The sequence below is a fragment of the Bacillota bacterium genome, assembly GCA_040757085.1.
Classification (GTDB): Bacteria; Bacillota; Sulfobacillia; order JACIYH01; family JACIYH01; genus JACIYH01.
This window is the reverse complement of record JBFLXJ010000011.1, coordinates 60,985-73,724: the sequence shown is the minus strand read 5'-3', so window position 1 is coordinate 73,724 and position 12,740 is coordinate 60,985. Positions and strand designations below refer to the sequence as shown.

The window sequence follows — 12,740 nt, the reverse complement described above, 5'->3', positions numbered from 1 at the left end:
TATAGCACAGCCTACCACTTCTGTCAACCAGCCGGCCGGGGCCGCGACCGGGCCGACCGGGGCCCTACCCGGCCGAGTAGACTGGGGGGCAGGGAATGATATTCGCAATGATATTCGCGCTCTGACCCGCCTGTTCAGGGGCCGGGACCCCGCAGTAAGGCATCCTTGACCCAGGCGTTGTGGGGTGGGCATCCCCTCACCCAGCAGCTTCCCAGGCGGGCATGCTCAGCCAGGCAGTTTCCCACCAGCACCACATTCTTCTCGTAAGGCTCGCCGGGGCAAGGGAAAAACCGGGGGCTGCTGCATCCACCGGGACAATCCGCTGCACTCCCGCGCCTATCCTGGTCAAAGCCTTGCACGTCCGCAGGGGAAAGCCGCCCCGCCACCACCGTCTTGCCGTGCAGAGCGGCCGTCCGTCCCTCCCCTGTGATCTCCGCCACCACGGAAAGCACGGTGTGGTGGCACCCCGTGCAGGTCCGCGGTGCGAACACTACCCGGAAGCCGGGGATGTCCAGGGAGACATCCTCTTCTGCCCGTACAAACCGCCGGCGTACCCGAGCAGGATCCTCCCCCGTCACCTCTATGGCCTCCAGATCCCCGCATCCCAGGCCCCGTTCCGCTGCCCGGCGGGAAAGCGGCAGCTCCCCGGGCCCGAAGCCCATGATCCATCCCGCCACCGTATCGACCGCTACCAGGTCGGCCCCCGCCAGCACGACCCCCAGAGGAACCGGACGCCCGAACACCGGTCCCAGTCCTTCCTGGCCCACGGTGCCGTCCACCACTGCATACAGGGGGGGCAGGACGGTGAGGAGGTCACATACTCCCTCCACCACGCCCACCGCGTGCAGACGCTTCTTGTCCCGGTCGGCGAGCAGTCCCTTGAGATTCTTGATGGCCAGGCTGGCTCCCAACTGGTCGTGGGTTTTGAGGACCGGCACGCTCACCACCAGGTCTGCCTCCAGCACGGGCCGGTACGTCACCAGGTGAGAAAGGACGACGCCGCCCGGTACCGCCACCTCGACTTCCTCGGTGTCCTTGAGGTCCAGCACCGGGTATCCCTTCTCCCGGAGAGCACCATAGCCGCAGACGGCCACGACGTCCTCGGTGCAGGCCCCCACCGCCGCCGAATCGGCGATGACAGGACGCCCCCCCATGTCCCGCACCACGTCGGCCACCGCGCGGACCACCTCGACCCACGTGACCGCCCCGTTGCGCGGGTGCGGAGGCACGGCCACCAGGTTGGGCTTGATCAGTACCCGACTCCCGGACCCCACCATCAGGTCAAGCGCCCCGGCCAGTTGCACAGCGCGCCGGACTGCCTGTTCCTGGCTGGCACGAACCAGGCTGACCCTGCACACCTGAACTGGGGCTCCTGCCTTGCCCAGGTCTACTTCCTTACGCAGCCCCTGCGAACCGTCATCGGAACACACCGGGCCCTATCGCCTGCCCGTCCCGCTTCTGAAACCCCAGAAGAAAATAGCCAAACAAACGAGGAAGAAACCCAGACCGATGGGCGATCCCCAACCCAAAATGCGACTCCAGTCCACGGTATCCCCCCGGCATTACTATGTTCCACCGCCACCCGGTATTTCCTCTTGCTTCCCCGCAACTCAGAACAGAACACGCCCCCCGCAACGGTCCTGGCACTCCGGTCGTCCCGCTGACCGGTCACCGGACTCCAGCCGCCAGCCGATGCTGGGGCATGGACGCGGATGTGCCTGCACATACTGGAAACGGTGATGGAGGAATGGGCACTGATTCCGGGCCCAAAGTGGCCATAGTGGGGGCAGGGTATGTGGGCTCCACCGCAGCTTACACCATCATGCTCTCGGGCCTGGCCCGCCGTCTGGTCCTGGTAGACGTGGACAGGGCCAGGGCCGAAGGACATGCGCTGGACCTGGTGCATGGCAGTCCCCTGACGGCACCCGTGGAGGTGAGAGCGGGCGGTTATGAAGACTGCCGGGATGCAGACCTCGTACTGTTTTGCGCTGGGGCTGCGCAACGACCGGGGCAGAGCCGCCTCGACCTGGTGGAGCAAAACCTGGAGGTTTTGCGTGATTCACTACCTCTGCTGACCGCCTGCCCCCAGGCCATCCTGTTGATGGTTTCCAACCCCGTGGACGTTCTCACCCTGGCTGCCCTCCGGCTGACGGGATGGTCGCCCTCACGGGTCATCGGATCCGGTACGGTGCTGGATAGTGCGCGCTTCCGCCAGGCCCTGGGTCATCACTTCGGGGTAGATCCCCGCAACGTCCACGCCTATGTGGTAGGAGAACATGGCGATACCGAAGTACCACTGTGGAGCCGGGCCACGGTGGCCGGCTTCACCGTATCCGAGTTCGAAGCTCTGACCGGAAAGCACATAGGGGACCGCAGCGCCTTTTTTGCCCGCGTACGGGAAGCTGCTCAACAAGTGATCTCACGCAAGGGCGCCACGTACTACGCCATCGCAGTGGTACTGCGCCGCATCCTGGAGGCCATCCTGAACGATGAGCATTCCGTACTGACAGTCTCCGGCCTGGTCGAAGGAGCCTACGGCCTGGGTGACGTCTGCCTCAGCCTTCCCACCATAGTGGGCAGGAGAGGAAGGGAACAGGTGCTGGCCCTACCCCTGGCAGCCGAGGAACTGCAGGCCCTGACCGAGTCAGCCGCCCTGCTGACAAAGTTCAGCGAACATCGGCTACCCGGTAGCCGGCATCCCTGATAGCTTCCACCGCCTTGCTCGCCTGTTCGCCGGACAGGCGCATGATGATCCTGGCCTCACCCTCGTGGGGCGGGAAAGAAGCCACGCTGACAATATTCACGCCGTGATCCCGGCAGATGGCAGTCACGCTCGCCAGCATGCCCACCCTGTCGGGCAATACCAGTGTCACGCGCAGACCGGGCTGCCGCAGCCCCATCAGATCGAGGAAGGCATCGAATATGTCCGTCTCCGTGATTATGCCCACAGGTCGGCCGTCTTCCACCACCGGCAAACCGCCCACCCGGTGGTGCCGCATGAGCAGAGCGGCTTCCTCCAGAGTGGCATCCGGCGATACCGTAATGACCTTGCGTGTCATAGCCTCTTCCACCGGGAGCCGCGCAATCAGGTAGTTCAATTCCCAGATGCTGAGGCTGGTGGCCGGAGAAGGAGACACCCGGAACAGGTCGAGCAGGGTGACAATTCCGACCAACCGGCCATCCTGAACCACGGGCAGTCGCCGGATGCGCCTTTGCTCCATCATGCGCAAGGCCTCGGGAACGGGAGTGGAAGGTGACACCGTCACCAGGTCTTTTGACATGCGATCGCGTACCAGCACCCCAAGCCCCCCCTTGACGGGCACACTGGCCCCCAATTGATCACAGGAAGGATTCGCCACCGGCCCACATCTTACCTTCAGTTTCAGCATTTGGAGGGCCCAGTACCCCCACCCTGCAACCAAGGCATGGGAAAACTAGGGGAGATGTTCGTACACCTGCACGTTCAAAGCCATTATAGCTTCTTCGATTCCCCCACCCCTCCCGAGGCTCTGGCGAAGAGGGCTGCATCCCTCGGCATGCCCGCCCTGGCCCTCACCGACCATGGCGTCCTCCATGGCGTGCCGGCATTCGTGGCCGCCTGCCGGCGCCAGGGCATACGCCCAGTGGTGGGGATTGAGTTCTCCTTTTGGCCAGATGGGGAAGCTGGCAACGCAGAGGTACCAGGGGCGGATCCCTTCCACCTGGTTCTCCTATGCCGCGATGAGACGGGTTACCGCAACCTGTGCCGCCTGAGCAGCGCCACTCAGGGATACCGTCACGACGACGGGGGCCACCGGGGTGGCGCCAGCCGCGGGGGGCCCGCGGGCGGTGCGGGCGGCTCGCGAGGCTTGGGCCGCGGAGGGGATGGGGGCGGTGCGGGCCGCCCCCTGCCCCTGTCGCTGCTGTGGCAAAACGCGGGGGGACTGTTGTGCCTGAGCGGCTCCCACCGAGGACCCCTGGTCCGGCTGCTCGCAGCGGGTCAACGCAACCGGGCCATGTGCACGGCACGCCTGCTTGCGGAAATCTTCCCAGGGGCGTTCTTCGTCGAGCTACCGGCCACGCTCTTTACCGGGGAACAGGTCTCGCCCGCCGCCGAAGCCCCCCAACCTGCCGGGAAACGCCGCCAGCCTCCCATGGAGCACCTGCTGCGCGGCCTGGTCGAACTGGCTCAGGAGGCGGGCATCCCCGTGGTGGCCACGGCCGACGTCCACTACGCCGAGCGCCGTGAGGCCCTGATGCGACGCCTGTTGCTGGCCGGCAGGGGTGGGCCCACCTCTGCAGCTGGGAAACCAGGTGACCTCTGGCTTTGTTCGGAAAAGGAAATGAGCCGACGGCTGGCCTTCCTGCCTGGCCCGGTGAGGCAAGAGGCTCTCGCCCGTACGCTGGCCATCGCGCAGGAGTGCCGCTGGGAACTCCAGCCGTTCACCGTCACCTCTGCCGGGTCCAGCAACTCCCCCGGGTCCGCCGGGTCAGGGGATATCCTCCGGTACCTGGTCGAACAGGGGAGGCGGTGGCGCTATCCGGCCGGGGAACCCACCGGGGTGGCTCCCCGCCTGCAACGCGAACTGGAAATCATCCTCGCCCGCCACCTCGCCGACTACTTCCTGCTGGCGCACCAGGTGGCGTCGTGGTGCCGGCAGGAGGGAATCCCGGTAGGGCCAGGGCGCGGCTCGGCGGCGGGGAGCCTGGTGTGCTACTGCCTGGGGATCACCGACGTGGATCCCCTGGAGGAAGGGCTGCTGTTCGAACGATTCTTGAATCCCGAAAGGCCCGACCTGCCCGACATCGACATGGATGTGTGCCAGCGCCGCCGCCCGGACGTCATCCAAATGCTCACCGGGGAAGCCGGCGCGCTGGGAGTGGTCACCTTCACCACCCTGGGTGCCCGTTCGGCCCTGCGCCTGGTGGGGAAAGCCCTGGGCCTGCCCGCCGAGCAGATCGGTGCCCTGACAGCCGCCTTGCCCCGGGAACGGGGACCGGGCGCCCTGGCCCACGCCCTGGACGCAGTGCCAGAATTGCGGGCCATCCCCCGGGACCGGGAGCCGTTTCGCACCCTGTTTGGAGCGGCCGCGCTCCTGGAGGGCATACCGGTGGGCCGATCCCGTCATCCTTCGGGCATAATCGCTGTCCCGCCCGGCAAAGAAGAGATGCTGCCCCTGTATGTCGCTCCCGACGGCCAACCGGTCAGCCAGTACGACGCCGACTCCCTGGAAATGCTGGGTCTGCCCAAGCTGGACGTGCTGGGATTGCGGCACCTCACGGTGGCCAGCGACACGGTGCGCATGGTGAGGCAGACCGAGCCGTCCTTCTCACTGGAAGACCTCGACCCGCACGACCCGCTCACCTGGGAGCTCGTAGCCACCGGCCAGACGGTGGGCTGCTTCCAGCTGGAAAGCGAGGGGGTCCGTAACCTGCTAGAGCGCATGCGGCCCCGCTCCCTGCGAGACCTGGCCATCGCCATCGCCTCATACAAACCAGGACCCCTGAGGGCACGCAGACCGGGGGCGCCCACGCACACCGGAGGGCTTCCTCCCTGTTTGAGGCCCATCCTGGGGTCCACCGGTGGAATCCTGGTGTACCAGGAACAGGTCATGGAAGCTGGTCACCGCCTGGCCGGAATGAGCCTGGGAGAAGCCGACCTGATGCGACGCGCCCTGGAAAAGGCGCAGCGCCAGCCCGGTCATGAAATCCGGGAGTGGGAATCCCGGTTCATACGGGGTACCCTCAACCAGGGGATAGCCGAGGCCGAGGCCCGGGAGGCCTTCCGCTGGCTGCGCAGGGCAGCCGGATACACCTTCAACCGCGCTCACGCCACCTGCTACGCGCGCCTGGCCTACCAGGCCGCGTACCTCAAGGCCCACTACCCTGCCCCCTACCTGGCCGCCCTCCTTTCCAATCCCGGCGGGTACTATCCGCCCGCACTCTACGCGTACGAGGCCAGGCGCCTGGGAATCGCCGTCCTGCCGCCCCACCCCAACCACAGCGGGGCGTTCTGGCGGGTGGAAGAAGGAGCTATCCGCGCCGGGCTTCTCTCCCTCCCGGGTATAGGTTTCCAGGCGGCGCTGGCCTGCTTGCGGGAACGGGCCAGCGGTGGAGAGTTCCGATCTCCCCAGGACCTCGCTGCCCGCCTGCGGGACAAGGTATCGGCTACCGCCCTCTCCTCCCTGGTGGCCGCATGGCACGAGGCAGAAGCCGCCCGCCAGGGCAGGCAAGTATTGAAACGGGAAGGACTCGCCGCCCGGGAGGGCGAGGAGGTAGTGCTCGAGGGGAGGGTGGTGCAAGGGGAACGCATTCCCGCAGCAAGAGGGGCTTACCGCCTGGTGCTGCTGGTTGATACCGGACGCGAAATGGTGCACGTGCACGTACCCGCCAGGATATACGAGAGGGACGCCCTGGAGATCGACCCCAGGCACCTGACGGTCCGGGGGAGGCTGGAACGGCGAGGCGGTCACTGGCGTCTTTTAGCATCGGCCCTGGGGGAGAAAGCTAGGCGGGGTGATGAAGATGATCCTGGTGGGGACAGGAGGCTACTCGTACGATGACTGGCGGGGCGTGTTCTATCCGCCGGACCTGCCCAAAAACCGCATGCTGGAATTCTACAGCCGGGAATTCGACTTCGTGGAACTGAATACCACCTACTACCGGCAACCCAGCCCGCACATGCTGCGGAACATGACCAGGATGACTCCTCCTCGCTTTTCCTTCGCCGTGAAAGCATACCGGGGCATCACCCACGAGCGGGAAAAACCCCGGCAAGACCTGCGCACCCTGCTCCAGGCGCTGGACCCCCTGCGCCAGGAGGGACGCCTGGGCTGCGTCCTGCTTCAGTTTCCCACCAGCTTCCGCTGCAACGGCGAAAACACGATGTTGGTCCGGCAACTGGGGCAGGACCTCAACGGGACTCCGGCCGTGGTCGAATTCCGTCACCAGGAGTGGCTGCGCGAGGATGTGTTCGAACTCCTCAGAGAAACCGGACTGGGGTTCACCTGTGTGGACGAACCAGCATTCCGCACCCTGGTGCCCCCTGCAGTGCGTGCGACGGCAGATGTGGCCTATGTTCGCTTCCACGGGCGCAACTACCAGAAATGGTGGCACCACGAAGAACCTTCGGAACGCTACGATTACCTGTACACGCGGGAGGAACTGGCCGAGTGGGTGCCTCGCATCCGCCTCCTGGACCGGCAGGCGGGGAAGGTATTCGTGAGCATGAACAACCACCGCCGAGGGCAGGCGGTCATCAACGGACGCATGATCAGGGAGTTGCTGGAGCTAACCTGGCCTACTCCTCTGGTCACCGCCCGGACGGTGCTGGAGGCCCACACCACGCCCCTGGCCGGCCGGGTGGAGAAATGAGGGAGGAGAGCACCATCGGCCGGGCAGGTGGAGCAATGAGGGCCGAGCGGGGGCAGCGCCTGCAGGCCCTGGCGGAGGAGGCGCTGCGTTGTTACCTGTGCCCCCTGGGCGAGTCGCGCCGCCTGGCCGTGCCGGGCGAAGGCCCGCCGGATGCGGCGCTGGTCCTGGTGGGAGAAGCCCCCGGCGAAAAGGAAGATGAGACCGGCCGCCCGTACGTCGGCAACACCGGTCACCTGCTCGATCACCTGCTGGAGGGAGCCGGGCTGGATCGGCAGGAGATATTCATCACCGGGGCTGTGAAGTGCCGGCCGCCGGGAAACCGCACGCCCAGGGCGTCAGAAATCGAAGTGTGCGCCCGTCACTACCTCTGGCCCCAAATCCAGATCATACGGCCACGCATCATCTGCCCCCAGGGGACGGCGGCGGTCAGGGCCGTCCTGGGCCCGGGATTCAAGCTCAGCGAGGTGCGTGGCCGCCCCCTGGAGCGGGACGGACGCATCATCTTCGCCACCCACCATCCCGCCGCCGTGTTTTACCGGGAAGAACTCAAAATCACCCTGGAGCAAGACCTGGCTTCTCTTGCCTGCCTCCTCCGCCAGGTCATCTGCTAGCCATGGGCGGCACCAACCGCCTTCGCGCGGTCCGGTCGCCAGATGCGGCAGAAGGCACACACTTCTGAGGGAGTGGGGGCACCGCACACCCGGCACCGGCGTAGCTCGGGCAACTCCGACCGGGGGGCCTGCCCTGCAGCCGGGGCGGCCTCTGCAAAAACGGAGGCGATACGCAAGAAATTCTGGTAAAAGCCCCGCTTGGTGCCCGGAGACTCGTCTTCGACGGCATCGAGAAGCCGGGCGTATCTCTTGAACTTGGCTTCCGCCGAAAAGGGACAGTTGCCCAGGACCGGCTCGATCCCCCGGAACCGGGCGTAAGTCCTGATCTCCTCCGCCGTAAGGAAGGCCAGGGGCTTGATCTTCCTGGCCAGACCGTCACCGGCCGGGAGCACCGGCAGCGTCTTGCGCAGGTACCTCGTGTCCCAGCGCAGGACGTTGGCGAGCAGGGTGCTCGACAGGTCATCCAGGTGGTGGCCGGTGGCCAGAGCCGTAAACCCGTGCCGGTAAGCGTACTCGTTGAGCAGGTGCCGCTTGGTCAGGCCGCATACGGCGCACGGCCGATCGAACCTGCGCACCACCTGCGGCACCCCCAGGCCAAACTCCTCCTCCAGAGAGAGGATGTGCAGGGGGCGGCCCAGGCGGGCAAAGAACCGTTCGCTTGCTTCCCGTGAAGCAGCAGAGAAGCCGCCACTGTGGATCCCCAGGTCGATGTGCAGCCCCACCACGGAGTATCCCAGCCTTGCCAGCACATCGGCCACGGTCAGGGAGTCCTTGCCTCCGGACACAGCCACCAGCACGGGTGCCCCCGCCTCCAGCATCCTGAACTCGGAGATAACCTTCTCGACCTGGCGCAAGAAGAACCGGTCGAAGTGCTCCCGGCAGAACTTGGAGTTATGGGCAGGGAGCCTCACCTCCGCCTCTCCCCTGCACACGGTGCACTTCAACGAGAACCCCTCCTGCACACCGTCTTGCCTGTGTACGTCCATTGTAGCCAACATGACCGATCAAAAACAACGCCGACGGGGCCGGAGAGTCATACCCGGACGTCCGGGGCACGATGGGTCACCACTCGGCCCTCCACCATCACCAGTTCCACCTGGGTCAGGTCATCCTGGCGGAGAAGGACCAGGTCGGCCACCCGGCCCCGCGCCAGGTAACCGCGACCGGGAGCCAGGCAGGGGATGGCATCCGCCACCCTTCCCGTGACCATGGCCACTGCCTCGGGAAGGGGCCGCAATCCGCGCCTTACCACCTCCGCCAGAGCCACCACCTGGGGGTCGAACAGGCCTCCCGCGTAGTCCGTGGACACCAGGTCGGCAGCCCCCCGTGCGACCAGCTCCAGGAGGACTTCCGGGCCCGGGGTGGTGTACCGGGCCCCCAACGCATCGAAGGTGGCCACATCCACCAGGATCCCGGCTGCCCGCAGCCGCACGGCCAAGTCGACCGCTTCATCTACCAGCAGGGAATCGTGGTTGCAGTGGGCGGCGATGAACCGGCATTCCCCCGCGGACCGGTCTCCCGCCGTGAGCCGGGGTGCCTTTCGGCTCAGTTCCAGCAATACGGCCTTGGAAGGGGCGGCGGTGTGGAGGATGACGGGGACTCCCAGCCGGGCCGCCACTTCGGCGGCCTCCCGCATCCCGTCCAGCGCCACCCGGAACGAAGGCAGCACCGCGTCTTCCACCAGTCGTCTCGCCTCCTCGGGCGAAAGGAGGCCGGCGAGGCCCAGCTCGGCCAACACCGCCCGCACGGCTTCCTCGCTGTAAGCCCGGGGATCGATGTACCGGCCCAGCACGGCCGTCTTAAGAGCTCGCGCCCCGGCCGGCGATACGTACCTTCCCGTCCGTGCCCGTATGGCCCGCGGTATGTACAGGTATTCCTGGCCACCCCCACCCAGGGTATGACCCCCTCCGATTTCTCCCAGGCAGACGGCCCCGGCCTCCACCATCTTCTCCGCCGTCATCTTGCGGTGTCGCGGGGAAAGCCCCTTACCATCCGCCAGCGCCGCCGCCTTGAGGTTGAGCGGGGTGTGGGAACTGGCCGTCTTCAGGTTCAGGGGATGGTATCGACGAGCGGCTTCCACCTCCTCGGGCAGGGCGAACCCGTCCACGTTCAGTATGGTGGTGGTGCCGGCCTCCAGATGCCTGAGCAGGTTCTGTCGTACTTCCTCCCCGGAAAGGGGCTCGGCCCCGCTGGCAAAAAGGGGGCCCAGAGCGCAGCCGTGGGCGTGATGGTTGATGAGACCGGGGACCACGTAACACCCGCGGGCATCGATGACCTCTCCCGCGCAGGCAGTGGAGGCCGAACCGGAGGGACCTGTCGCACCCCCCGAAGGATCGGGGGCTGTGGGGTTATCCGCAGGGGAACCGGGGAGCACATCCGCGATGAGCGTCCCCTCCACCACCACGGCGGCTTCTTCCAGCACAGTACGCCCGTCCCCGGTAACCACCGTCCCACCGGTGACGAAGTACCTCATGCCACGCCCGTCTCCTCGACCATCTCTATCAGGCGTGTGAGGGGAACGTCACCGAGGCCCAGCGCCTGCAGGGTGCGGGCACCTTCGCGCAGGTCCCGGTCAGCAATCACCCCCGCCAGGTGGATGACGGCCGTGGTGGTGGCGGTCGGGATCCCCAGCGTTGCCCCCAGGTCCTCGAGGGGCACAAGACCGTAAGGGACGTCTTCCGTGACGTAGCGGTGCTCGAAGGACTCGGGCGCCCGGCTCCAACTGTATATGGGATTGTTTACGTTGGTCTCGTAAATGTTCTGTCCAAAGGTACCCTGGTGGGCATACCAGGACATGTCCTGCTCGTACAGGGAGCGCATCCTTCGCAGGCCCAGGGCCCTGCCCACCGCCAGGCGCTCGGCATCTATCGCCTCGATTACCCGTCCCACTGCCGGACTCATCCCCTCTTTGTAGAAGAGGAAATCGCCCTGCGTCCGTTCAATGCGCGCGGCGTTGAGAATCATCACGGGAAGGTGGGTGGGGGCGTTGGGATTACTCAGGCTGGTTTCCAAGACATTCTGGGCTGCCTCCAGGGTGGGATATGCTTCTTTGAGGGTCGCCAGAACTCGATCCGTGCGGGTGGCGGGGAGGGCTGCTACGCGCAAGGACCGCTTGTATCCCCGAATCCAGATGGTGGTGGGTCCCTTCTTGCGGCAGGCGTAAATGAGGGACTCCGCCTCGGCCAGCACCACCCCGCCCGGGTTCATCCCCTGTCTCTTCCAGGTGAGCGCAAACTCCAGCGCCCCACCGAAGTTCCCGGGCGCGACCAGCACCACCTGGCCGGGTTCCAGCACGGAACCACACATTTCCGCAAAGCGGCGGTGGGCAAAGGAGGGCACGATGACCAGTACCACGTCGGCCCCCCTGGCCGCCGCCCCGATGTCCGTGGTGACGGCAGCCAGGCGGGCAAATCCCTCCCTCAGCCCGGTGCTGGGGAGCACCTCGCACTGGATTCCTCCCGCTTCCGACACCGGTGCTACAGTGTGGGCGAACTCGGGAAGTTCAAACAGCCTGACCTCAAACCCCTTCAGCGCGAGGTCGGCGGCAGCGGCCAGCCCCCCGTTGCCTCCCCCCAGCACAGCGAACACTGGGCGCGTTTTGCCCACGCCCACGGGCGATCACCTCTCGCCCATACTTTTCCCCAGGGGGGCGTCTTCGCGCCGCGGACGAGGGCGGCTGACCTGAGTTACAAAGCACAGCCTGCAATTGAGTGGACGTGGGAAGCGCCGGGATGCGGTCAGAGCAGCCGCACTCTGGTGCCCAGGCCCAGTTCCCGGGCGCCCCGGTAGGCGGCGGCCGCGGCCGCCACATCGAGCACCGCCAGACCCACCGCCTTGTACACGGTGGTCTCGTCGGCGGCCTGGCGGCCGGGTTTACGGCCGAGCACTATCTCGCCTATTTCTGCGAAGATGTGATCACGGGTGATCTTCCCCTCCCGGAGGGGAATGATGATGTCCCCGGCCTCGGCCAGCACCGCCTCCCGGGAATCCACCACCAGTTTGCTGGCGCGCAAGATAGTAGTTTCATCTATCTCCTGCATGCTGGGGGTAAATGCCCCGATGGCAGTGACGTGGGTACCCGGGGCGAGAGCATCGCCGGGAAATACCGGCCGCGAGGAAGTGGTAGCAGCGAGCACCACCTGCGCTCCCGCCACTGCCTCCCGGGGGTGGGAGGGAAACACCCACCTTACCGCGGGGAGCTCGCCGGCCAGGTCGCGGGCCAGCGCCTGGGCGCGTCCGGGCACGGGATCGAACACCCGCACCTCCTCGATGGGTCGCACGGCCGCCAGCGCCAGCACCTGGGTGCGGCCCTGGACCCCGGCCCCAAACAGCGCTGCCACCCGGGCACCGGCGGGGGCAAGGTACCGGGCTGCCACCCCCGCTGCCGCTCCCGTGCGCAGGGCGGTAAGGTACCCACCTTCCAGCAGGGCCAGGGGGGTACCTGTGGAAGCATCGAGCAGGACCACCATCCCCATGATCGTGGGCAGCCCGTGTTCCGGGTTGCGCGGGTACACGGAGACCACCTTGAGACCGGTCGCCCCCGCGCCGGAAACGTGACCGGGCATGAAAACGCTGACCCCTTCGAATTCGGGCACGGGAATCTGGGTGCGCAGGGGAACCAGGGCCTGGCCTGAGGAGTAGGCTCCATAGGCTTCCTCACACGCCGAAATGGCCCGCTCCATGGGCAGAGCCCGCCTGACGTCGTCCGCCGTGAGTATGAGCAAATCCCCGGGCACAGCGAGCACCTCCTTGCCCGGCGGGACCGGGCGTTTTCCC

10 protein-coding genes are annotated in these 12,740 nt (G+C 66.5%); 4 read left to right on the top strand and 6 right to left on the bottom strand.

From position 1 onward, the window contains the following. Positions 1 to 134: 134 nt before the first annotated feature. Positions 135 to 1,358, bottom strand: coding sequence for a DUF362 domain-containing protein (locus AB1446_04085; GenBank protein MEW6546081.1), 1,224 nt, complete (start codon positions 1,356 to 1,358; stop codon positions 135 to 137). Between the two features lie 389 nt (positions 1,359 to 1,747). Between AB1446_04085 and AB1446_04080 the strand changes: the two genes are divergently transcribed. Beyond that, the gene (locus tag AB1446_04080) at positions 1,748 to 2,704 is read left to right on the top strand and encodes an L-lactate dehydrogenase (GenBank protein ID MEW6546080.1); all 957 of its coding nucleotides are present in this window, start codon (positions 1,748 to 1,750) and stop codon (positions 2,702 to 2,704) included. Here AB1446_04080 and AB1446_04075 read toward each other — a convergent pair. Further along, positions 2,667 to 3,299 carry a CBS and ACT domain-containing protein gene (locus tag AB1446_04075; protein ID MEW6546079.1) on the bottom strand — a complete coding sequence of 211 codons (633 nt, stop codon included), beginning with the start codon at positions 3,297 to 3,299 and terminating at the stop codon, positions 2,667 to 2,669. The two genes, AB1446_04080 and AB1446_04075, sit on opposite strands and share 38 nt — an antisense overlap. A gap of 144 nt (positions 3,300 to 3,443) precedes the next feature. On the opposite strand from AB1446_04075, the gene AB1446_04070 reads away from it, so the two are divergent. From AB1446_04070 to AB1446_04060, 3 genes are read left to right on the top strand one after another with little or no spacing between them, the layout of a single operon-like run. Continuing rightward, positions 3,444 to 6,542 (top strand): DNA polymerase III subunit alpha, encoded by a 3,099-nt coding sequence (locus AB1446_04070; GenBank protein ID MEW6546078.1) that lies wholly within the window; start codon positions 3,444 to 3,446, stop codon positions 6,540 to 6,542. Further along, positions 6,499 to 7,353, top strand: coding sequence for a DUF72 domain-containing protein (locus AB1446_04065; GenBank protein ID MEW6546077.1), 855 nt, complete (start codon positions 6,499 to 6,501; stop codon positions 7,351 to 7,353). The genes AB1446_04070 and AB1446_04065 overlap by 44 nt, the downstream gene beginning before the upstream one ends. Positions 7,354 to 7,388: 35 nt before the next feature. Further along, positions 7,389 to 7,964: a uracil-DNA glycosylase gene (locus AB1446_04060; GenBank protein ID MEW6546076.1), complete on the top strand. Its 576-nt coding sequence runs from the start codon at positions 7,389 to 7,391 to the stop codon at positions 7,962 to 7,964. Here the strand turns inward: AB1446_04060 and AB1446_04055 are convergent. The 4 genes from AB1446_04055 to AB1446_04040 form a co-directional block, all read right to left on the bottom strand. Then, positions 7,961 to 8,908, bottom strand: coding sequence for an ATP-binding protein (locus AB1446_04055; protein MEW6546075.1), 948 nt, complete (start codon positions 8,906 to 8,908; stop codon positions 7,961 to 7,963). The two genes, AB1446_04060 and AB1446_04055, sit on opposite strands and share 4 nt — an antisense overlap. A gap of 89 nt (positions 8,909 to 8,997) precedes the next feature. After that, on the bottom strand, positions 8,998 to 10,437 hold the full coding sequence (locus AB1446_04050) for an amidohydrolase family protein (GenBank protein MEW6546074.1): 1,440 nt from the start codon (positions 10,435 to 10,437) through the stop codon (positions 8,998 to 9,000). After that, entirely contained in the window at positions 10,434 to 11,576 is a 1,143-nt protein-coding gene (locus AB1446_04045; GenBank protein ID MEW6546073.1) for an NAD/NADP octopine/nopaline dehydrogenase family protein, read from the bottom strand. Before AB1446_04045 ends, AB1446_04050 begins: the two co-directional genes overlap by 4 nt. 125 nt (positions 11,577 to 11,701) lie before the next feature. Continuing rightward, entirely contained in the window at positions 11,702 to 12,700 is a 999-nt protein-coding gene (locus tag AB1446_04040) for an ornithine cyclodeaminase family protein (protein ID MEW6546072.1), read from the bottom strand. Positions 12,701 to 12,740 lie beyond the last annotated feature (40 nt).